Genomic DNA, 20,355 nt, shown 5'->3' with positions numbered 1-20,355 from the left:
GAAGCATGTCATCGAAGAAGAGCTTGCCGATTTCCGTCTACGTGCTGGGCTTGGCCATATTTTCCCTCGGCACCGCCGAACTGATGGTGGCCGGCATGATGTCTACCCTGTCCGCAGCATTCGGCGTCACCGTGGGCGAGGTCGGCCACCTGATCTCGTACTACGCTTTCGGCGTCATGCTTGGCGGCCCGGTGCTTACCTATGTGTTCCTGAAACTGAAAGTGCCCTATCGGTCCACGTTGCTGTGGCTGCTGGCCCTGTATGTGCTGGCGCAGGGCCTGAGCGCCTTCAACTCGGACTACCACGTGCTGGTAGCCATCCGTGTCATCACCGGCGTGTTGTGCGCAGGCTGCCTGAGCCTTTCCCTGGCCACCAGCATGGCGCTGGTTCCAGTGGAAAACCGCCCGCTCGCCGCCTCGGTGGTGATTGGCGGCTTCATGGTCTCCAACGTATTCGGCGTTCCGCTGGCAACCATCGTCGACCAGCACTGGGGCTGGCGCGTCAGCTTTGGCTTGGTGGCCGTGCTGGTGCTGGCCTGCCTGTTCGCCCTGGTCCGCCTGCTGCCCCAACTGGCAGGTGGCGGCACGCTGAAGATGGAAGAGGAGCTCAAGGCTTTCAGGAACACGGCCTACTGGAAAGCCTGCGCCACCAGTTGCCTGATCCTCGGTGCCGCCTTCGCGGCCTTCAGCTACTTCGTGCCGGTGCTGGTCGACGTCACCGGTTTCAGCATGACCGTCGTGCCGTTCATCCTGATGGTCTATGGACTGTCCAACATCGTGGGCAACGTGATTACCGGTCGCCTGGCCTACCGCCACAGCCTGGCCATCATGGTCGTCGGGCTGAGCGTGCTCACCGTGTCGCTGTTCGGCATGGCGATATTCGCCCAGTACAAGTGGGTGGCGATCGTGGCGGTGGTCCTGATCGGCCTGTCCGGCGTACCGATGAACCCGGCGATGATGGCGCGCATCGTCAGCGTCGCCCATCCCGGCCCGATGGTGAATGCCGTGCACACCTCGGTGATCAACATCGGCCTGGGCGGCGGCTCCTACCTGGGTGGCATGGCGATCTCCGCCGGCTACGGCCTGCGGTCGGCATTGTGGATCGGCATGGTGCTGGCCGTGCTGGCGCTGTTGTCCGTGCTGCCGTACCTGCGCGCTGGCCGGAAAGGCTGGGACTGAGGGCGTGCTGGCAGGCACGGTACATCTGGCACTGGAACGGATGAAGCTGGAGCAGGCGACGCTGCCAGCCAGCCGTCGCGATGCCGTGACATCTGCCTTCAAACTGGATCGTTGCAACGGCAGCCGGGCATGGCCCGGCTCTACCCGTGTCATCTGCATCGAAGGGTGGGCGTCAGAACGCCATGTTCACTGCTACCTGCGGCACGAACACTGCGGTGCTGTTGCGCCCGGCCAGCGACACCTGCGCACCGGCTACCAGCGCGACATGGTCGTTCCAGTGGTACTGCACCGCCGGCACCACCGAGAACCGCCAACTGGACGGATCACGGCGATGGAACTCCGCCCGCCCCGCATCACCCGGGCGCGTGCCATGCACGCTGCTTTCGCCTTCGCGCTCATGCAACAGCTCGCCAGCCAGCACCCAGGTGCGCGACAGGCTGTACTCGGCCGCCATCAGGCTGGTCATCGCCGCACCCAGCCGTACCCGTCCGTCGAAGCCCGCCGGGGTGCCGAATGCGCTCTGCCCGTGCACACCGGCGTTTGCCCCCGGCGTGCGCCACAACGAGCTGGCACGCATGCGCAGACGGCCGTCGATGAAGTACGCCTGGCCGTGCAGGCCCACGCTGGTGGCGCCGACGCCGGTGCCGCTGGCAACTGAAATGGGACGATCCTCGAGTCGATCATGGTGGCCGGTGGCAATGCTCTGCCGCAACGCAAGCGTCAGTGTAGGCCGCGCCGGTCCCTGCCCCTTGTACAGGCCGATCAAGGCCGAAAGCGTGGTATCGCCGATGTCGAAAGCGCGCGACGCCTCGACATCGCGGTTGTAGGTCGCATTGAAACTTGCCGCCAGCGTGAGTCGCTCATGCACGCCGTACTGCACCGGCACCGCCAGGTGCCAACCCTCCGGAGCGCTGGCATCCTTTCGATTGCCATCACCGTCGTAAATGCCACGTACCTGGCTGTGGATCAGGTAGGGCTCGATGTTGATCACCCCTACCGGCAGTGGGGGCGCCGGGCTCAACAGGGGACCGGCAAACCGTGGCGCCTCTTCGGCGATAGCGGTATGCGCGGCCATCGCGGCGCCCAGCAACATGATCATCCTGGCGCCCGCTCGGCGCGATGCAATGGCGTGATACGGCATGGTGTCTTCTCTCCAGTCAGCAGGCATCTGCCTGCCTGATCGACGCTAAGAGCGGCGCCCACATAGCGGAATGCGGAAAGTTGGGGAGACAGCAATCAAAAGATTTATGGAAGAGCGAGAACCAAGATGCTGTGGCTATCTAGCCGGTCACAACGCATGCGCGCGCCTCACCGCACCGGGGGGCTGCCTGGACCGTTGGGTGACGGGCATGGCCCGTCACCACCGGATGCGTGGCCACTGGGTCAGAAGGCAACGTTCACTGCCACCTGCGGCGCGATGATCGCCGCCGTGTTGCGTCCGGCCACGCCCAGCTGGATACCGCCGATGATCCCGACCTGGTCGTTGAAGTGATACTCCACCGCAGGCAGCACCGACAGGCTCCACGATGCGGGATCCTGCCGGTCCAACGCCGTGCCGTCGGCCAGCGTGCCGCGAACGCGGGCGCCACGGTCGCGCTCGTACAGTGCCTCGGCAACCAGGGTCCACTGCGGATGCACGCTGTACTCGGCGGCCACGCTGGAGTTGAACGTGCTGCCCAGGCGCGCCCAGCCAGTGAACCCCGCTGCGGTGCCGTAGACGCTCTTGCCGTGGATCCCGGCATGGCTCGCCGGCAGCCGCCACCCCGCATCGACACGCGCACGCAGCATGCCATCGAGGAAATAGGCCTGGCCCTGGGTCGACAGTCCGGTGGTCAGTGCACCGCTGCCACTGCCAGCGTGGCGCGCATACTGCAGCCGGTCATGGCGTCCAGTCGGCAGCCCGCGTTGTGCGGTGGCCGCCCACGCGGCGCGATGCGCCCCGCCACCGCTGTACAGCGCGTACTGCGCGCTGAGGGACGTGTCGCCCAGGACGACGTCACGTCCACCCCGTGGCCCGCGGTCGTACTGTCCGGACAGCGTGGTGCCCAGGGTCAGGCGATCGGTCACGCCATATTTGATCGGCACCAGCACGTCCAGTTGCGCAGGCGCATCATTGCTGCGCCGATGGCCGTCCCCGTCGAAACTCTTGGTCGAGAGAGTGGTGACCAGGTACGGTTCGACGTTCAGCATGCCCTTCGGCAACGGTTGGCCGCCACTGGCCAATGGGCCAAGGAAACGCGGGTGCGCATCGGCGTCGGCGGGACGCTCCATGGCCATCAGGGACATGGGCAGCAGCAGGGCAGCAAGCGCGCCGCTACGGACGGGCGCCAGGTAGGAAACAGGCATCGGCTTCTCTGTGGAGGACGCAGCCAACGGCTGCCCCCCTGAAGCTAGGGAGCCTGCGTCATCCAGAGAATCGGAGAAGACTTAAAAAGCGCAGTCCGGGCTGATCACGACCCGATCGCCGGTGGTAGATGGGGTTCTACCAGCGCAAGGGTGCGCTTCAACGCCCCGCGCCCATTGCTGACCAGTACGCAGCCGGCACGGGCCATGTCCCTGCGCGCCTGCGCATCGGCCAGCAGGTGCCGCAGATGTTCGCCCACCGACTGCACGTCCTGCCCGACCAGCAGGGCCCCGGCTTCCAGCATGCGACGCGATATCTCGGCGAAATTGTGCAGGTGGGGGCCAGTGACCGCAGCCGTTCCCACCGCCGCCGGTTCCAGCAGGTTGTGTCCGCCGATCGCCTGCAGGCTGCCGCCGACGAAGGCCACCTGCGCACAGGCATAGAAAGACATCAGCTCGCCCAGCGTATCGACGATGAAGACATCGTCTTCGGCCCGCGGCCACTGTTGCGCGCGACGCGTAGCCACCTTCCAGCCCTGTTCGCGCGCCAGTGCCTCCACCTTCGGAAAGCGTTCGGGATGGCGCGGCGCCCACAACAACAGCAGTTCCGGATGCTGTTGGCGCAACCGTCGATGCAGGTCGACCACCGCTTGTTCTTCCCCTTCGTGGGTGCTGGCTGCGATCCATGCCAGGCGACCGGGCGGTACCTGCTGGTGGAACTGGTCGACGAACGGCTGCACGTCCGGCGTGGTGATGTCGAACTTCAGGTTGCCCAGCGCCTGCACCTGCGCCGGCGTGGCACCCAGCTGGATGAAGCGCGCCGCATCATCCTGCGATTGCGCCGCCACGCAGGTCACGGTGCGCAGCGCGCGGCGGATCAGGGGTGCCAGCAGCCGGTAACCACGCAACGAGCGCGCCGACAGCCGCGCGTTGAGGATGTACACCGGGATGCCCCGGCTGCGGCAACCGAACAGCATGTTCGGCCACAGCTCGGTTTCCAGGATCAGCGCCAGGCTGGGCTGGAAGTGGTTGAGGAAGCGCCCCACGCTGCCCGGGACATCGTAGGGCAGGTAGACATGGTCCACCGCATCAGCCCACAGCGCGCGTACCCGCTCCGACCCGGTCGGGGTGATGGTGGTGATGACCCAGCGGATGTCCGGGCGCAGCGCGCGCAACGCGTTGACCAGCGGTGCAGCGGCATTGACCTCCCCCACCGAAACCGCATGCAGCCATACCCGCGGCTGGCAGCTGGAATCGGGATAGGAGGCATAGCGCTCGTCCCAGCGCCGGAAGTATTCGCGGACCCGGAAGCCGCGCCAGACCAGGTGGTAGACCGTGATCGGCAGCAACAGGTAGAGCACGGCCGAGTACAGGCCGCGCAGGATCCATTCGACGGGGTCTTTGCGCATAGCCGAAGGATACGGGAGCCCCCCGGGAAAGACACGCGGCCCCGGCACGGGGGATTGCTAGAATGACAACATGTCCGATGCCACTACCGCCCCCCGTCCGTCGCTGCGCGATCCGCGCCATTGGCCCATGTTCGTCGTGATGCTGGGAGCGTTCGCGGTCGCACGACTGCCCTGGATGCTGCAGCGTGCGCTCGGCCGCGGCGTGGGCTCGGTCGCATGGCGGATGGCCGGCAGCCGCCGGCGCGCTGCCGAGGTCAACCTCAGGCTGTGCTTCCCGGAGAAGGATGATGCCTGGCGCAAGCGCCTGTTGCGCGACAGCTTCGATGCGCTGGGCGTGGGCATCTTCGAGTTCGCGCGCGCCTGGTGGGGCAGCATCGATGCGATCCGACCGAAGGTGCATGTCGAAGGCCTGGAGCACCTGCATCGGCTCAAGGCCGAGGGCCGTGGCGTGTTGCTGGTGTCGGGGCACTTCATGACCCTGGAGATGTGCGGGCGCCTGCTATGCGACCACGTCGAGCTGTCCGGCATGTACCGCAGGCACCGCAACCCGGTCTACGAATGGGCGGTGAAATTCGGCCGGCTGCGCTATGCCAAGGCGATGTACGCCAACGAAGACATCCGCCCGACGGTACGCCACCTGAAGAAAGGCGGATTCCTGTGGTATGCGCCGGACCAGGACATGCGCGGCAAGGACACCGTGTTTGTTCCCTTCTTCGGCCACACCGCCGCCACCATCACCGCGACGCACCAGCTGGCGCGCATGACCGGGTGCGCGGTGGTGCCCTACTTCCATCGCCGCGAAGGCGGCAGTTACTACCTGAAGATCGGCGAGCCACTGGCGGATTTCCCCAGCCAGGACGTGGAAGCCGATACGGCCCGGGTGAACCAGGCCATCGAACAGATGGTGCGCGAGGCGCCGGACCAGTACCTGTGGATCCACCGGCGCTTCAAGCGCCAGCCCGGTGGCCGCAGCGATTACTACCAGTAACCTGCGGTTGACGGGCATGGCCCCTCCGTCGGATGGGTCCATGCGGCGGCGGGGATGCGGCTGCGGACGATGTGCCGCGCTGCGCGCGGTTGACGGGCATGGCCCGTCACTACCAGTTATCCGTGTGGTTTCGGTAGAGCGGGGCCATGCCCCGCTGCACTGTCCCCGTCCCGGGCGAACAGGCTGCCGGCATACAGCGCCGCCAGCAACACGGTAAGCCCGCCCCAGAACGTGGAATGGAACGCCAGATGGGTGTTCAACGGGAACACCGTGACGGCCAGCGCCAGCATCGCCGGCCGTGCACGGTCGCGGGCATCAGGCGGGGCGAAACGCCATGCACGCCATGCCTGGGCGAAAGCCGCCAGCCACAGCAGCAGGCCGATCACTCCGGTCTCGGCGAGGATTTCCAGCACGATCTGGTGCGCGTGCAACGCTGGCCCCTCGCCCCACACCTCCTGCTGCCCGGCCTGCGCGTCGCACGCCGGGTAGGCGTCGCGGAAGCCACGCGCGCCCACTCCATTGATCGGGTGCGCCTGGATCATGCAGCCGGCCGCTGCCCAGATGCGGCCACGACCCGAGAGTGCCTGTTCCATGCCGTCGTCGCTGCCCTCCCAGGCCTGCGCGGTGCGTGCCACGCGTTCGCGCAGCTGCGGCACGCTGGCCGCCAATCCTGCCGCAACCAGGCTGCCGAACAAGGCCAGCAACAGCAGCAGCCGACCACCCAGCAGGCGCCAGCCGCTATAGGCCACCACCAGTGCGAAGGTGATCCAGGAGGCGCGCGAGCCAGCCAGCAACAGCACGATGCCCACCGCCAACGTCGCCAGCAGCCAGCCGATGCGCCCATGCCGCGCTGCTGCAGGCAGCAGCAGGAACGGCGACAGGCTTGCCAGGACCTGGCCGAATTTGAGGTTGCACGGTCCCAGCGCCCCGCTGAGACGATCAGCCAGCGCCGTTTCTTCGGGGCTGCACAGCGCACCTCCACCCGTCAGCTGCTTCAGCTGGTCCAACGACCAGAACCACGGGCTGGTTCCGGCCACTGCCTGCACCAGTGCATCTGCGGTCCAGGCCGCGGTGATCAACGCCAGGCCGTTCAAGGTCAATGAGCGCCGTTGCGGCGTAGCCACCGCGATCGCCACCAGCCACATGAAGGGCAGATAGCGCAGGCCCGCGGCGGTCTTGGTCCATGCCGCGGACGGGTCCACTGCATCCAGCGCGGAGAATGCCTGCGGCAGCCAATAGCCAAGGAACAGGATGCTGGCCAGCGCCCATGCAGCCGGGCTCAGCAGGCGCGCATGCCCCTGCAACCGGCGCGTGACCATGCGCGTGGCAGCGTATAGCGCCCCCAGCACCAGCACGCCTTCGGCAATGCCCGGCAGTGGCCACAGTGCCACGAAGGCCAGCACCCACCATGGCGCCCAGCGACCGGCACGGTCGTCCGGTGGCACTCCGTGATGGTCAGCTGGTGAGGTCGGCATAGAGGCGGAGCGTGTCGCGCTGCATGGCCTGCAGGGTAAACGGGATGCGGGACGGCAAGGCAGGCGGATTGGCCAGCAGCGCCAGCGCGCGTTCACCCAGCGCCGCCATGTCGTCCAGCGGCACCGCGCCGGAAGGCTGCAGTTGCCGCAGCAGTTCTCCCACGCCGCCATGGTCCCAGCCCAGCACCGGACGCCCGACCGCGATCGCTTCAACGACGGTGCGACCGAACGCCTCGGGCTTGTCGGACAACTGCAGTACCAGGTCACTGGCCGCGTAAGCCTGGGCGATGCGCGAGGTGGGAACGCTGATATGCAGCGCCGCATCGACCCCCAGCACGCGGGCCTGCTGGCGCAGTTCGCTGACGTAGGATTCGCGGCCCGGCTCGTCGGTGCCCAGCAGCCACAGGCGTGCCGGGGTTCCCGCCGCGCGCACCCTGGCCAACAGTTGCAACGCGTGGATATGGCCTTTCAGCCGGGTGCCGCGGCCGGGAAGCAGCAGCAGCGGCCCCGCTTCGTCCAGCAACCAGGGATGTTCGTCGGCCAATGCAAGCCGGGGACGCTGGTCGTTGCGCGCCACGCGCGGGAACTGGCCGGTATCGACCCCGCGCGGGATCACCTGCAGGCGCTCGGCGGCCACGTCGGGGTAATGCCGGCGTACGTAGTCGCGTACGGTATCGGACACGCAGATGACGCGCTCGCCAGTGGTCATCACCGCGCTGTAGCGACCGGGCGAATTCAGGCCATGCACGGTGGTCACCCAGTGGGGGCGTCCGGCCACCGGCAGCGCTTTCACCGCCTTCAGCCCCAGCCATGCGGGCAGCCGCGAGCGCGCGTGCACGATGTCCGCGCCGACCTCGGCGAACAAGCGCCGCAGCGTTGGCATGTGGCGCAGCGTCAGCAGCGATTTGCGGCCGATATCCAGCGTGAGGTGCTCTGCACCGCTGGCCAGCAACGGCTCCACCAAGCGGCCGCCGGCAGACACCACCAGCGCGCGATGGCCGGCAGCAACCAGCGCGGCGGCGATCTCCAGCGTCGAGCGTTCGACGCCACCGGAATGCAGCGCCGGCAGCAGCTGCACCACGGTCAATCGGCGCATCGGGCGCGGGCTCCGGTCAGTCGGCCAGCACGAACACGGCGCCGCAGTAGGCGCACTTGGCTTCGCCGTTCGGCTCGTCTTCGATCGGAAGGTAGACGCGCGGGTGCGAGTTCCACAGCGCCATCTCCGGGGTCGGGCAGCTCAGCGGAAGATCGCTGCGGTGCACGGTGTAACGCTTTTCAGCGTTGGCGGGAGCGGTGGCGGTATGGCTCATGGCAGGCGTCGTGAAAGGAGGTACGAGGCCTGTGATTCTAGCATCTGCACCGCCACAGGGCCTTTGCGGCACGGCAGGGGCTGGTGGAGGGCCAGACATGATTTGGATCGATCCATGTCCAGGGGCGTGAAATATCGCAAAACCGCCATTTCACGAATTTGGATCGAACCAAATTCACTTGTCAGCGCCAACGTGCATGTTGCAGGATGGTTCATGTTGCTCTGGGAGGAGAACGCAATGCCCCTGTCCGTGCCTTACCGTGCCCGCCGTGCGCCACTGTCCATCGCATTGGCGCTGGCCCTGATCCCGGCTGCCCATGCGACCCCGCTGGCAACCTCGTTCGAAACCGGGCAGCCGGCGCCGGCGACCGGCAGCGAAGGACCGATCCAACTGCGTGTCGGCGCCGGCCCCAGCGCACCCTATGCGGCCAAGGCCGACATGGGCTACAGCGGCCTGCACGCGCTGCACTACGCCAGCGCCGGTGGCGCCGCGCGGCAGGTGGTACTGGACGCCGACCAGGTGATCGATGCGGATACCACGCTGTCGTGGATGGTCCTGCCGGAAATCGTCCACGGCGATACCGTGGCCTCCACGTATGTCTCGCTGGACCTGCGCCTGGACGATGGACAGCGGATCTCCACCAGTGCCGCGCGCGACCAGCATGGCGTCGCCCTGGGCGCCCGTGCACAGGGCGATTCGAAGACCCTGTATCCGCAGCAGTGGGCACGCAAGGCCGTGCGCCTGGGCGACGACCCTTCGCTGCGTGGGCGCCGCGTTGTCGCAGTGGAGCTGGAGCTGGCCAGCGCGGAAGGTGCGCCCGTATCCGGCTGGATCGACGACATACGCCTGGACGCGGCACCGCCCCGCCAACCACAGCGGCCGTCCGAATGGGTGCTGACCACCCGCGGCACGCAATCCAACGGCACCTTTTCGCGCGGCAATAATTTCCCGGCCACGGCCGTCCCGCATGGCTTCAATTTCTGGACGCCGGTGACCGATGCAGGCGTGTTGAACTGGCTGTACCGCTGGAACGAGCACAACGACGACGCCAACCGGCCACGCCTGCAGGCACTTTCGCTCAGCCACCAGCCCAGCCCCTGGATGGGCGACCGGCAGACCTTCCAGGTCATGCCCTCCAGCACCCGGGGCGTGCCCGAGGCCGACCGCGGCAAGCGCTCCCTGTCCTTTTCGCATGACCAGGAAAGTGCCCGCCCCTATCGTTACGACGTGCGCTTCGACAACGGGATCAGCGCCTCCATCGCGCCGACCGACCATGCGGCGTTGTTCCGTTTCGATTTTCCCGCCGGCTCGGACGCCAACCTGTTGTTCGACAATGTCGATGGACGCGGCGGGCTGACCCTGGATGCCGCATCGCAGACGTTGTCCGGCCACACCGACGTACGCAGCGGGCTCTCCAACGGCGCGACCCGCATGTTCGTGGTGGCGAGTTTCGACCGTCCCTGGCGCAGCAGCGGCCGCATCGACACCGGCCGTCCCACCGGCTACATCAAATTCGATGCCGGTGACGACCACCGCGTGCACATGCGCATCGCCACCTCGTTGATCTCGGTGGAACAGGCCCGGCACAACCTTGCGTTGGAGCTGGCTGCCGACGATGGCCTGGAACAGGTGGCGGCGCGCGCGCAGGATGCATGGGATGCACGGCTGGGGGCATTCGACATCGGCGATGCCAGCGATGACCAGAAGACCACGCTGTATTCCAACCTGTACCGCCTGTACCTGTATCCCAATTCCGGCCACGAGAACGTCGGCACCGCGCAGGCACCCGAATGGCGTTATGCCAGCCAGGCCAGTGCCGCCGAAGACAACACCGACGGCAGTGCCGCACGCAGCTTCGCGCCCATCCGCGATGGCCGCGTCTACGTCAACAACGGCTTCTGGGACACCTTCCGTACGACCTGGCCGGCCTATGCCCTGTTCCGTGCCGACGATGCCGGCGCACTGGTGCAGGGCTTCCTGGAGCAATACCGCGCCGGGGGCTGGGTGGCACGCTGGTCGTCACCGGGTTATGCCGACCTGATGGTGGGCACCAGTTCGGACGTGGCCTTCGCCGATGCCTGGCTGAAGGGCGTGCGCGGATTCGATGTGGACGTGGCGTATGACGCGGCGTTGCGCAATGCCACCGTCGTGCCACCGGACCGCCACGTCGGTCGCAAGGGCATGGACCTTTCCACCTTCCGTGGTTTCGCCAGCAGCGAGGTGCACGAAGGCATGTCCTGGACGCTGGAAGGTGCGTTGAACGATTTCGGCATCGCCAACATGGCCGCGAAGCTGGCGACCAGCGCGGCAACGGCACAGGCACGCGAGCGCTACGCCACCGAGGCGGACTACTTCAGGCACCGCGCCGCCGGTTATTCGACGATGTTCGATCCGGCTGCCGGCTTCTTCCAGGGCCGTCGTCCGGACGGCGCCTGGCGGCTGGACGCAAAGGATTACGACGCGCGTACCTGGGGCCACGACTACACCGAATCCAACGGCTGGACGTTCGCTTTCACCGCCGCCCACGACGGCGAAGGGCTGGCCGCGCTGTATGGCGGCCGCCAGGCCCTTGCCGCCAAGCTGGATGCGTTCTTCGATACGCCCGAAACCGCCGACCCGGCGCTGGCAGGCTCCTATGGCGGGCTGATCCACGAGATGACCGAGGCGCGCGACGTGCGCATGGGCATGTACGCGCACAGCAACCAGCCTTCGCACCATATCCCGTGGATGTACCTGTACACCGGACAGCCGTGGAAGACCCAGAAGCACGTGCGCGAGATCCTGGCGCGCCTGTACGTGGGCAGCGAGATCGGCCAGGGCTATCCGGGCGACGAGGACAACGGCGAGACCTCTGCGTGGTATGTATTCGCCTCGCTGGGGCTGTATCCGCTGCGCATGGGCGCGCCGGAGTACGCCATTGGCTCGCCGTTGTTCCGCCATGCCAGGGTGACCCTGCAGGATGGCGCAGTGCTGACGGTGAACGCGGCGGACAACTCGCCGGAGAATGTCTACGTGCAGTCGCTGAAGGTCAATGGCAAGCCGTGGACCAAGACCTGGCTGCCACATGAGGTGGTGGCAGGCGGCGCGACGCTGGATTTCCAGATGGGCCCGGAGCCTTCGCGCTGGGGAAGCGGTGCGGACGACGTGCTGCCATCGCTGACCGCGCGCGGCAAACACCCCGCACTGCTGCACGACCTGCTGGCAGCGGGTGCCCGGGCACGGCTGGAGGATGGCAGCGCGCTGGACGCACTGGTCGATGACGATGCGGGCACGACGGTTCCGTTGGGAGCCAAGGCATCAGTGGTGTTCAGCGGCGTGGCCGACGGCGCCCCGTCGATGTACACCCTGACCAGCGGCGACCGCACCATCGATGGCGGCGAATGGACGCTGGAAGCCCGCACGTCCGGTGGCCGCTGGACGACGCTCGATACGCGCCGTGGCGAGGACTTCGCATGGGCACGGCAGACCCGGCCATTCCGCATCGCCAAGCCGGGGCGCTATGCCGAATACCGCCTGCGCATCGGCGCCCCGAGCCGGATGCAACTGGCCGAAGTGGAACTGCTGGCACCCGGCCAATAGCCGGCTGAGCCCCCTGGTGGTAGCGCCGAGCCATGCTCGGCGGCTTCTTCCCGGGCCTCATGCGATCCGGCATGGGCCGCGCTGCGCGCTCGCCGAGCATGGCTCGGCGCTACCCGGGTGCTCGCGCTACCTGGAGGGAAGGAAGGCCGTCAGGCCTTCTTTTCGGCTTCCAGCTGCTTGCGGATCTGCGCGTCCACGGCCGCGATGGCGCTCATGTTGAGGATGCGTCGCGAGGTCGCACTGGTGGTCAGGATGTGTGCCGGCTTGGCCACGCCCATCAGGATCGGGCCGATCGCCACGCCATCGGTGAACACACGCACCAGGTTATAGGCGATGTTGGCCGCCTCCAGGTTCGGCAGCACGAACAGGTTCGCACGCCCCTGCAAGGTGGAACCCGGCAGCAGCTTCTGCCGCAGCGCCTCGTCCCATGCGGTATCGCCCTGCATCTCGCCGTCCACGTTCAAACGTGGATTGCGCTTGAGCAGCATGTCGCGGACCTGGCGCATCTTCAGCGCGTCCTTCGAATCATGGCTGCCGAAGTTGGAGTGCGACAGCAGCGCCACCTTCGGCTCGATGCCGAACAGCTTCATGCGGTACGCCGCCTGCAGCGTGGCCTCGGTGATCTGCTCGGCGGTCGGGTCTTCCTGCACGTGGGTATCCACGAAGAAGAACACGCCCTGCTGGTTGATCACGCCGGTCATCGCCGAGGTCGACGTAACCTTCGACTCCAGCGGCAGCACGCTGCGTACATAGCCCAGCTTCTTGTGGAAACGGCCGACCACCCCGGTCAGCAGTGCATCGGCTTCGCCGCGGGCCACCATCACCGCCGCGATCAGGGTCGGGCGTGAACGCATCAGGTTCTTCGCTGCCGCCACGGTAACGCCGCGACGACCCGTCAGGCCGTGGTAGTACTGCCAGTACTCATTGAAACGCGGGTCATCGTTGATGTTGGTGACCTGGATGTTCTCGCCGATCTTCAGGCGCAGGCCCAGCCGCTGGATGCGGGCCTCGATGACATCCGGACGGCCGATCAGGATCGGATGCGCCAGGCCTTCATCGACCACGTTCTGCACTGCCTGCAGCACCACTTCCTCTTCGCCTTCGGCATACACCACGCGCTGCTTGTCGGCGCGCGCGCGGTCATACACCGGCTTCATCATCAGGCTGGTGCGGTACACGAACTGGGACAGCTTCTGGCGATAGGCGTCCATGTCCTCGATCGGACGAGCCGCAACACCGGAATCCATCGCGGCCTGCGCCACCGCTGCCGACAGCTCCACCAGCAGGCGGCGGTCGAATGGACGCGGGATCAGGTAGTCACGGCCGAAGCTCGGCGTTTCGCCGCCATAGGCCGAGCCCATGTCGGTGGCTGCCCGGCGTGCCAGCGCCGCGATGGCGCGCACGCAGGCGATCTTCATTTCTTCGTTGATCGCGGTTGCACCCACATCCAGCGCACCGCGGAACAGGTAAGGGAAGCACAGGACGTTGTTGACCTGGTTCGGATAGTCCGAACGGCCGGTGCCGATGATCGCGTCCGGGCGTGCCGCACGCGCATCTTCCGGCATGATCTCCGGGGTCGGGTTGGCCAGCGCAAAGATCACCGGATCCGGCGCCATGGTCTTGACCATGTCCGCGGTCAGGATGCCCGGCGCCGACAGGCCCAGGAAGATATCCGCGCCGTCGACGATCTCGGCCAGGGTGCGCTTGTCGGTATCGCGCGCATAGCGCTGCTTTTCGGGGTCCAGGTCGGTGCGGCCGGTGTGGATCACGCCCTCGCGGTCGAAGGCGAGGATGTTTTCCGGCTTCAGGCCCAGCTGCACCAGCATGTTCACGCAGGAAATGCCGGCAGCGCCCATGCCCGTGGTCGCCAGCCTTACGTCTTCGATCTTCTTGCCGGTGATCGCCATGGCATTGAGCACGGCGGCCCCGACGATGATCGCCGTACCGTGCTGGTCATCGTGGAATACCGGGATCTTCATCCGCTCGCGCAGCTTGCGCTCGACGATGAAGCACTCCGGTGCCTTGATGTCTTCCAGGTTGATGCCACCGAAGGTCGGCTCCAGCGAAGCGATGATGTCCACCAGCTTGTCCGGATCCATCTCGTCCACTTCGATGTCGAACACATCGATGCCGGCGAATTTCTGGAACAGCACACCCTTGCCTTCCATCACCGGCTTGCCGGCCAGCGGCCCGATGTTGCCCAGGCCCAGCACGGCGGTGCCATTGGAGATCACCGCGACCAGGTTGCCGCGCGCGGTGTATTCGCTGGCCATCTGTGGATCAGCCTTGATGGCTTCACAGGCATAGGCCACGCCCGGGGAGTAGGCCAACGACAGATCGCGCTGGGTCAGCATCGGCTTGGTCGCGGTCACCTTGATCTTTCCGGGCGGCGACATGCGGTGGTAATCGAGGGCGGCCTGCTTGAAATCTTCGTTGGACATCGACTGGGGCACATGAATGGGCAAGGGGGACAGGGGATCATACCCCCGTTGGATGGTCAGGACCTGTCGCGTGGCTGTCGCCATGGCCGCCGTCCGGATGTTGCGACGCAACATCCGGACGGGATCCAACCTGCCGCCGAGCGAGGCTCGGCGCTAGCTGAGGGGGGTCAGGCTTCGGTAGCCGCGACCGGCAGTGCGGCATCCACCGGCGGCGGCAGTTCGCTTTCGCGGCCGTCCAGTGCCAGTGCCAGGCGGTCGCGGTCCAGCGCGCCTTCCCAGCGCGAGACCACCACGGTCGCCACGGCATTGCCGATGAAGTTGGTCAGCGAACGGCATTCGCTCATGAAGCGGTCCACGCCGAGGATCAGCGCCATGCCGGCCACCGGCACTTCCGGCACCACCGCCAGGGTGGCGGCCAGGGTGATGAAGCCCGCACCGGTAACACCTGCGGCGCCCTTGGAACTGAGCATGGCGACCAGCAGCAGCGCGATCTGGTGGCCAAGGCTCAGTTCGGTGTTGGTAGCCTGGGCGATGAACAGCGCCGCCAGGGTCATGTAGATGTTGGTGCCGTCCAGGTTGAAGGAATAGCCGGTCGGGACCACCAGGCCCACCACCGACTTGCTGCAGCCGGCACGCTCCATCTTTTCCATCAGCGACGGCAGCGCGGATTCGGACGAAGAGGTGCCCAGCACCAGCAACAGTTCGGCCTTCAGGTAGCGGGCCAGCTTGAGCACCGAGAAGCCGCACAGGCGACAGACCACGCCCAGCACCACCACCACGAACAGGAAGGCGGTGAGGTAGAACGAGCCCACCAGCCAGGCCAGGTTGATCAGCGAACCGACGCCGTACTTGCCGATGGTGAAGGCGATGGCACCGAAGGCACCGATCGGAGCGGCACGCATCAGGATATGCACCAGCTTGAACACCGGGGCGACCAGCGCTTCGAGGAAGGACAATACCGGCTTGCCCTTTTCACCGACCAATGCCAGCGCGATGCCGAACAGCACCGCCACGAACAGCACCTGCAGGATGTTGCCATCCACGAACGCGCTGACCAGCGTCTTGGGGATGATGTCCATCGCAAAACCGACCAGGGTAAGGTCGTGCGACTTCTCCACGTAGCTGTTGACTGCGGTCTGGTCCAGGTCGGCCGGATTGATGTTCATGCCGGCGCCGGGCTGTACCACGTGCGCCACGATCATGCCCACGATCAACGCCAGCGTGGAGAAGAACAGGAAGTACGCCATCGCCTTGGCGAACACCCGGCCCACCGTGCGCAGGTGGGTCATGCCGGCGATGCCGGTGACGATGGTCAGGAAGATCACCGGTGCGATGATCATCTTCACCAGGTTGATGAAGGCATCTCCGAGCGGCTTCATCTTCTCGCCGATCAACGGCTCGTAATGCCCCAGGATGGCACCCAGCACGATGGCGACCACCACCTGGAAATACAGCTGGCGATAGAACGGCAATGGCCGGGTGGGTAGCGGGGAGGCGGTAGGAACGTGCATGGCGGGCTCCGGCAATGGGATTGACGCAAACGCCACCATCACAAAGCAGCGCAGCATTCGATGGCAGTCTTTGTACGCGCCCCGGAGCCCGCAGCAGATAACCTATTGGTACTACCTCCCCGGTTCAGGAAGGTGTGTTTCCCGATCTGCCCCTACACTGCGCCCCGCCGCAAGGCCCCCCAAAAACCGAAAACGAGATACCCCCCACATGCGTAAATCCCCCACCCTGCTTGCGTTGTCCCTGGCCGCCAGCCCCCTGCTGGCCTCGGCCGCGGATTTCGACAACTGGCCAACCAAGGTCACCTTTGCCGACGACACCGAGCTGGCCGCCACCGCCAACATCGCCTACGACTGGAACAATTTTTCCGGCGACATCGATAACGCCGATGCCGTGCGCCGCAAGGAATTCGGCGCCACGCTGAAGAAAAAGGGCGTGTATGACGCGATGGTGTACTACGACTTCCAGGCTGATACCTGGCTGGACGTGTTCGTGCGTCTCGAGAGCAAGGCGCTGTTCGGGCAGGACATCGGCAAGTTCCGCTTCGGCTACATGAAGACACCGGTTGGCCTGGATGCGGTGACCAGTTCGCGTGCCGGCAGCTTCATGGAGACCGCCCTGCCCGTGCAGGCGTTCTACGCAGGCCGCCGCACCGGCGTGGACTGGGTGCTGGAGCGCCCGGCCTACCTGCTGCAGGCCGGCGTGTATGGCGGCAAGGACCTGCAGGGCGACAATCCCGGCACCATGCAGGCAGTCCGCGCGGTATGGACCCCGGTCAAGGCCGAAGCCAACGTGCTGCACCTGGGCCTGGCCCTGTCGCAGGAAAACCCGCGCGGCTGGCGTGATGGCCGCGACGTGCATCACGAAGCCACCGCGCGCCTGCGCGCACGCCCGGAGGCCGGCCTGACCGACCTGCGCCTGGTCGACTCCGGCGCGCTGGAAACCGCCGACAAGATCGACCGCGTCGGCCTGGAAGGCATCTGGATCCGCGGACCGTTCTCGGTGCAGGCCGAAGCCCTGCAGGCCACCATCAGCCGCGACGGCAAGTCGGATTACACCGGCAATGGCCAGTATGCGATGGCCAGCTGGGTGCTGACCGGCGAATCGCGCCCGTACAGCGCGGGTAGCGTAGCCAACATCAAGCCGGCGCGCGACTACGGTGCAGTGGAGCTGCTGGCCCGCTACAGCCGCCTGGACCTGGATGACGCCGACGTGTTCGGCGGCCGCGAGCACAACTGGACCATCGGCGCGAACTGGTACCTGACCAGCCATTTCAAGTTCCAGGCCAACTACGTGAAGGCCGACGCCAGCCGCCAGGGCGTCCATACCACGCCGGAGATCTTCGAAGTCCGCGCGCAGATGCATTTCTGAGCGCACGCCTGCCAGGTGCAGGAGCGGGTCATGGACCCGCGCCTGCACCTGGCGGATCAACGGCAACGGCGCGTAGGCCCGCTCTGGCCGTAAACTGGCTGCATGTACCGGCTCGGTCGCTACCGCACGCTGCTGACGACCCTGCTGGTGATGATCGGTGGGACGATCCTGTGCGCGGCCTCTGCCGGGCACTTCGCCGGACAGCGTGCGCTGGCCGGCGAAAGCGCGCAGGTGCAGCGCCAGCTCCAACTGCATGCCCAGGGCCTGCAACAGCGCATCGACCGCTTCGGTACCTTGCCGCAGGTCATGGCACTGGACCCGGACCTGTCGACGGCGCTGCGCACTCCACCTGATGCCGCCGGGCGCCAGCGGCTGAACCTCAAGCTGGCCCGGGCCAACCAGGTCACCCGCACCTCCACGCTTACCCTGGTGGGCCGCGATGGCGTGGCGGTCGCGGCCAGCAACTGGGCCGAGCCGTCCAGCAATGTCGGCGAGGACTACAGCTACCGGCCGTACTACCTGCAGGCCATGGCCAATGGCCATGGCCGCTTCTACGGCATCGGCATGACCACCGGCGTGCCCGGGTATTTCCTTTCCCACGCCATCAACGATGCCGCTGGCAGGCCGTTGGGCGTCATAGTGATCAAGATCGAACTGTCCGCACTGGAACAGGAGTGGCTGGCCAGCCCGGACATCGTCCTGGCCAGCGACAACCACGACGTGGTGTTCCTGGCCAACCAGGATGCATGGCGCTATCGCCTGCTGCGCGACCTGGGGCGCCCCGAACGCAATGAGATGGCGGCCAGCCGGCAGTATGCCGATCGTTCACTGCAGCCGCTGCGTGCGCGCACCGAACGGGTGCTGGAGGATGGCGGACGCATCGTGCACATGGCCGACCCTGCGCTGCCCCGGCCCGTGCTGTGGCAGACCATCGACCTGCCGGAAGAAGACTGGCACCTGCACCTGCTGCATGACGCAGGTGCCGCCGGTACGGTGGCACGCAGCGCCGCCATCGGCGCAGGCGCGGCCTGGCTGGCACTCGGTTTCCTGGTGCTGTTCGTGCAGCAGCGCCGGCGCCTGGCTGCCCATCGCCAGCGCAGCCGGCGCGAACTGGAAACCCTGCTGAAACAGCATGCGCAGGAACTGCGCACCGCACAGGATGGACTGCTGGAGGCGGCGCAGGATGCAGACAGCGGCCTCAGCCGCAGCCTGGAACACCTGCCACAGGGCGTGGTCATCATCGACGGCCAGCAGCGGCTGGTGGCGTGGAACTCACGTTACCTGGAGTTGTTCCGGTTTCCGCCCGGGCTGGTCCAGGTCGGGCGCCCCATCGAAGAGATATTCCGCTTCAACGCGCGACGTGGGCTGCTGGGCCCCGGCCCCATCGACGAGGCCATCGAGCGGCGCCTGAACCACCTGCGCAGCGGCCGGCCGCACATGCGCGAAAGCGAGAAAGACGATGGCACCGTGCTGGAGATCCGGGGCAATCCGCTGCCCGATGGTGGCTTCGTCACCAGCTATGCCGACATCACCAGTTACAAGAACGCCGCGCGCGAACTGCGCTCGCTGGCCGATGCACTGGAACACCGCGTGGCCGAGCGCACCCGCGATCTCGACGATGCGCGGCGCGAGGCCGAACAGGCAAACCGTTACAAGACCCGGTTCGTTGCCTCGGCCGTGCACGACCTGCTGCAGCCACTGAATGCCGCCCGCATGTTCGTGTCGGTACTGCGCGGCAAGCTGGTCGACGCCGAACAACAGCAGACCGTCGACCATATCGAGGCAGCGCTGTCGGCGCAGGATGCGATCCTGGCCAGCCTGCTGGATATTTCACGGCTGGAATCAGGCAGCCTCTCCACCCGCGTGCGGGCCTTCAACCTGGGCCCGTTGCTGGAGACGCTGGCACGCGAGTTCGGCATCGCAGCCGAAGGCCGCGGCCTGCAGTTGCACTGGGTGCCCACCACCGCAGTCGTGGTCAGCGATGAGGCACTGCTGCGGCGCATCCTGCAGAATTTCCTGTCCAATGCCCTGCGCTATACCCAGCGTGGCCGCGTGCTGCTGGGCTGTCGCCGTGACGGTGCGCGGCTGTGGATCCAGGTGCACGACCAGGGACCCGGCATCCCTGAAAGCCTGCACCGGGAGATCTTCGAGGAATTCCGCCGGCTGCATGATGGGCAGGAGCGTGGCGCGGGACTTGGCCTGGCCATCGTGGAGCGCATCGGCCGCCTGCTCGGCCATCCGATCCAGGTCCGCTCCACGCTGGGCAGCGGCAGCCTGTTCGAAGTAGCCGTGCCGCTGGGATCCCCGACCGACGTGGTGCTGCCCGAACCCAGCCCCGACCATGTGGTGGAAACGACCGCCGACGGTCCCCTGCGCAGCCGCCGGGTGTGGGCCATCGATGACGATCCCCACGTGGTGGCGGCAACACGCGCACTGCTTGAGCGGTGGGCCTGCGATGTGCAGCTGGCCGATGGTCCGCTGGCCGCGCTGCAGGCAGCAGCGGCCGATGCCGTGCCGGAACTGGTGCTGCTGGACGTGCGCATGGGCGAGTTCGACGGCCCCACCTTGTACGAACGGCTGTGCGGACACTGGCAGGCGCGGCCTCCGGTGATCCTGGTCACCGCCGAGCGCGATGACGCCTTGAAGGCATATGCACAGGAGAACGGCTGGGGCTTCCTGTCCAAGCCGGTGCGGCCGCCGGCACTACGCGCGCTGATGACCCAGTTGCTGCTGCGCCACCACCGCTGACCGG

Annotated in this window: 13 protein-coding genes; 5 read left to right on the top strand and 8 right to left on the bottom strand. The window is 66.7% G+C overall.

Annotated elements, in window-relative coordinates; all coding sequences use genetic code 11:
• The first annotated feature begins 5 nt into the window (after positions 1 to 5).
• Positions 6 to 1,178, top strand: a complete 1,173-nt coding sequence (locus H4O11_RS07560; protein ID WP_246333337.1) for an MFS transporter — start codon at positions 6 to 8, stop codon at positions 1,176 to 1,178.
• Positions 1,179 to 1,350: 172 nt separating this feature from the next.
• Here the strand turns inward: H4O11_RS07560 and H4O11_RS07555 are convergent, their stop codons facing one another.
• The 3 genes from H4O11_RS07555 to waaA all read right to left on the bottom strand — a co-directional run bounded on the left by H4O11_RS07555 (position 1,351) and on the right by waaA (position 4,930).
• Positions 1,351 to 2,271: a hypothetical protein gene (locus tag H4O11_RS07555; RefSeq protein WP_182338785.1), complete on the bottom strand. Its 921-nt coding sequence runs from the start codon at positions 2,269 to 2,271 to the stop codon at positions 1,351 to 1,353.
• A 290-nt stretch (positions 2,272 to 2,561) separates the two neighbouring features.
• Positions 2,562 to 3,524 (bottom strand): hypothetical protein, encoded by a 963-nt coding sequence (locus tag H4O11_RS07550; protein WP_182338784.1) that lies wholly within the window; start codon positions 3,522 to 3,524, stop codon positions 2,562 to 2,564.
• Between the two features lie 104 nt (positions 3,525 to 3,628).
• Positions 3,629 to 4,930 carry a lipid IV(A) 3-deoxy-D-manno-octulosonic acid transferase gene (gene waaA / locus H4O11_RS07545; RefSeq protein WP_182338783.1) on the bottom strand — a complete coding sequence of 434 codons (1,302 nt, stop codon included), beginning with the start codon at positions 4,928 to 4,930 and terminating at the stop codon, positions 3,629 to 3,631.
• Between the two features lie 70 nt (positions 4,931 to 5,000).
• On the opposite strand from waaA, the gene H4O11_RS07540 reads away from it, so the two are divergent.
• The gene (locus H4O11_RS07540; protein ID WP_182338782.1) at positions 5,001 to 5,918 is read left to right on the top strand and encodes an LpxL/LpxP family Kdo(2)-lipid IV(A) lauroyl/palmitoleoyl acyltransferase; all 918 of its coding nucleotides are present in this window, start codon (positions 5,001 to 5,003) and stop codon (positions 5,916 to 5,918) included.
• Positions 5,919 to 6,034: 116 nt separating this feature from the next.
• On the opposite strand, the gene H4O11_RS07535 is transcribed toward H4O11_RS07540, so the two are convergent.
• From H4O11_RS07535 to H4O11_RS07525, 3 genes are read right to left on the bottom strand one after another with little or no spacing between them, the layout of a single operon-like run.
• A complete protein-coding gene (locus tag H4O11_RS07535) occupies positions 6,035 to 7,393 on the bottom strand; it encodes an O-antigen ligase family protein (RefSeq protein WP_182338781.1) in 1,359 nt (452 codons plus the stop codon).
• Complete coding sequence (locus H4O11_RS07530; RefSeq protein ID WP_182338780.1) at positions 7,374 to 8,489, bottom strand: glycosyltransferase; 1,116 nt, start codon at positions 8,487 to 8,489, stop codon at positions 7,374 to 7,376. Before H4O11_RS07530 ends, H4O11_RS07535 begins: the two co-directional genes overlap by 20 nt.
• 16 nt (positions 8,490 to 8,505) lie before the next feature.
• On the bottom strand, positions 8,506 to 8,703 hold the full coding sequence (locus tag H4O11_RS07525; protein WP_182338779.1) for a zinc-finger domain-containing protein: 198 nt from the start codon (positions 8,701 to 8,703) through the stop codon (positions 8,506 to 8,508).
• Positions 8,704 to 8,940: 237 nt separating this feature from the next.
• On the opposite strand from H4O11_RS07525, the gene H4O11_RS07520 reads away from it, so the two are divergent.
• The gene (locus tag H4O11_RS07520; protein WP_182338778.1) at positions 8,941 to 12,282 is read left to right on the top strand and encodes a GH92 family glycosyl hydrolase; all 3,342 of its coding nucleotides are present in this window, start codon (positions 8,941 to 8,943) and stop codon (positions 12,280 to 12,282) included.
• Between the two features lie 149 nt (positions 12,283 to 12,431).
• Here H4O11_RS07520 and H4O11_RS07515 read toward each other — a convergent pair whose 3' ends face one another.
• Together H4O11_RS07515 and H4O11_RS07510 are read right to left on the bottom strand one after the other, a co-directional pair.
• Positions 12,432 to 14,723: an NADP-dependent malic enzyme gene (locus H4O11_RS07515; RefSeq protein ID WP_182338777.1), complete on the bottom strand. Its 2,292-nt coding sequence runs from the start codon at positions 14,721 to 14,723 to the stop codon at positions 12,432 to 12,434.
• A gap of 167 nt (positions 14,724 to 14,890) precedes the next feature.
• Positions 14,891 to 16,234 carry a dicarboxylate/amino acid:cation symporter gene (locus tag H4O11_RS07510; protein WP_182338776.1) on the bottom strand — a complete coding sequence of 448 codons (1,344 nt, stop codon included), beginning with the start codon at positions 16,232 to 16,234 and terminating at the stop codon, positions 14,891 to 14,893.
• Positions 16,235 to 16,442: 208 nt separating this feature from the next.
• On the opposite strand from H4O11_RS07510, the gene H4O11_RS07505 reads away from it, so the two are divergent.
• Both H4O11_RS07505 and H4O11_RS07500 read left to right on the top strand, forming a co-directional pair.
• Positions 16,443 to 17,603, top strand: a complete 1,161-nt coding sequence (locus H4O11_RS07505; RefSeq protein WP_182338775.1) for an OprO/OprP family phosphate-selective porin — start codon at positions 16,443 to 16,445, stop codon at positions 17,601 to 17,603.
• Between the two features lie 102 nt (positions 17,604 to 17,705).
• The gene (locus tag H4O11_RS07500; RefSeq protein WP_182338774.1) at positions 17,706 to 20,351 is read left to right on the top strand and encodes a hybrid sensor histidine kinase/response regulator; all 2,646 of its coding nucleotides are present in this window, start codon (positions 17,706 to 17,708) and stop codon (positions 20,349 to 20,351) included.
• Positions 20,352 to 20,355: the final 4 nt, after the last annotated feature.

It is taken from the genome of Stenotrophomonas tumulicola (genome assembly GCF_014117215.1).
GTDB lineage: Bacteria > Pseudomonadota > Gammaproteobacteria > Xanthomonadales > Xanthomonadaceae > Stenotrophomonas > Stenotrophomonas tumulicola.
Note: the sequence above shows the minus strand (reverse complement) of the source record. Positions and strands in the feature narration are given on the sequence as shown.

Coding starts and splice junctions, on each gene's coding strand:
- H4O11_RS07550 (WP_182338784.1), bottom strand. CDS start 3,524: ATGCCTGTTTCCTACCTGGCGCCCGTCCGTAGCGGCGCGCTTGCTGCC.
- H4O11_RS07535 (WP_182338781.1), bottom strand. CDS start 7,393: ATGCCGACCTCACCAGCTGACCATCACGGAGTGCCACCGGACGACCGT.
- H4O11_RS07530 (WP_182338780.1), bottom strand. CDS start 8,489: ATGCGCCGATTGACCGTGGTGCAGCTGCTGCCGGCGCTGCATTCCGGT.
- H4O11_RS07515 (WP_182338777.1), bottom strand. CDS start 14,723: ATGTCCAACGAAGATTTCAAGCAGGCCGCCCTCGATTACCACCGCATG.
- H4O11_RS07560 (WP_246333337.1), top strand. CDS start 6: ATGTCATCGAAGAAGAGCTTGCCGATTTCCGTCTACGTGCTGGGCTTG.
- waaA (WP_182338783.1), bottom strand. CDS start 4,930: ATGCGCAAAGACCCCGTCGAATGGATCCTGCGCGGCCTGTACTCGGCC.
- H4O11_RS07500 (WP_182338774.1), top strand. CDS start 17,706: ATGTACCGGCTCGGTCGCTACCGCACGCTGCTGACGACCCTGCTGGTG.
- H4O11_RS07510 (WP_182338776.1), bottom strand. CDS start 16,234: ATGCACGTTCCTACCGCCTCCCCGCTACCCACCCGGCCATTGCCGTTC.
- H4O11_RS07505 (WP_182338775.1), top strand. CDS start 16,443: ATGCGTAAATCCCCCACCCTGCTTGCGTTGTCCCTGGCCGCCAGCCCC.
- H4O11_RS07540 (WP_182338782.1), top strand. CDS start 5,001: ATGTCCGATGCCACTACCGCCCCCCGTCCGTCGCTGCGCGATCCGCGC.
- H4O11_RS07525 (WP_182338779.1), bottom strand. CDS start 8,703: ATGAGCCATACCGCCACCGCTCCCGCCAACGCTGAAAAGCGTTACACC.
- H4O11_RS07555 (WP_182338785.1), bottom strand. CDS start 2,271: ATGTTGCTGGGCGCCGCGATGGCCGCGCATACCGCTATCGCCGAAGAG.
- H4O11_RS07520 (WP_182338778.1), top strand. CDS start 8,941: ATGCCCCTGTCCGTGCCTTACCGTGCCCGCCGTGCGCCACTGTCCATC.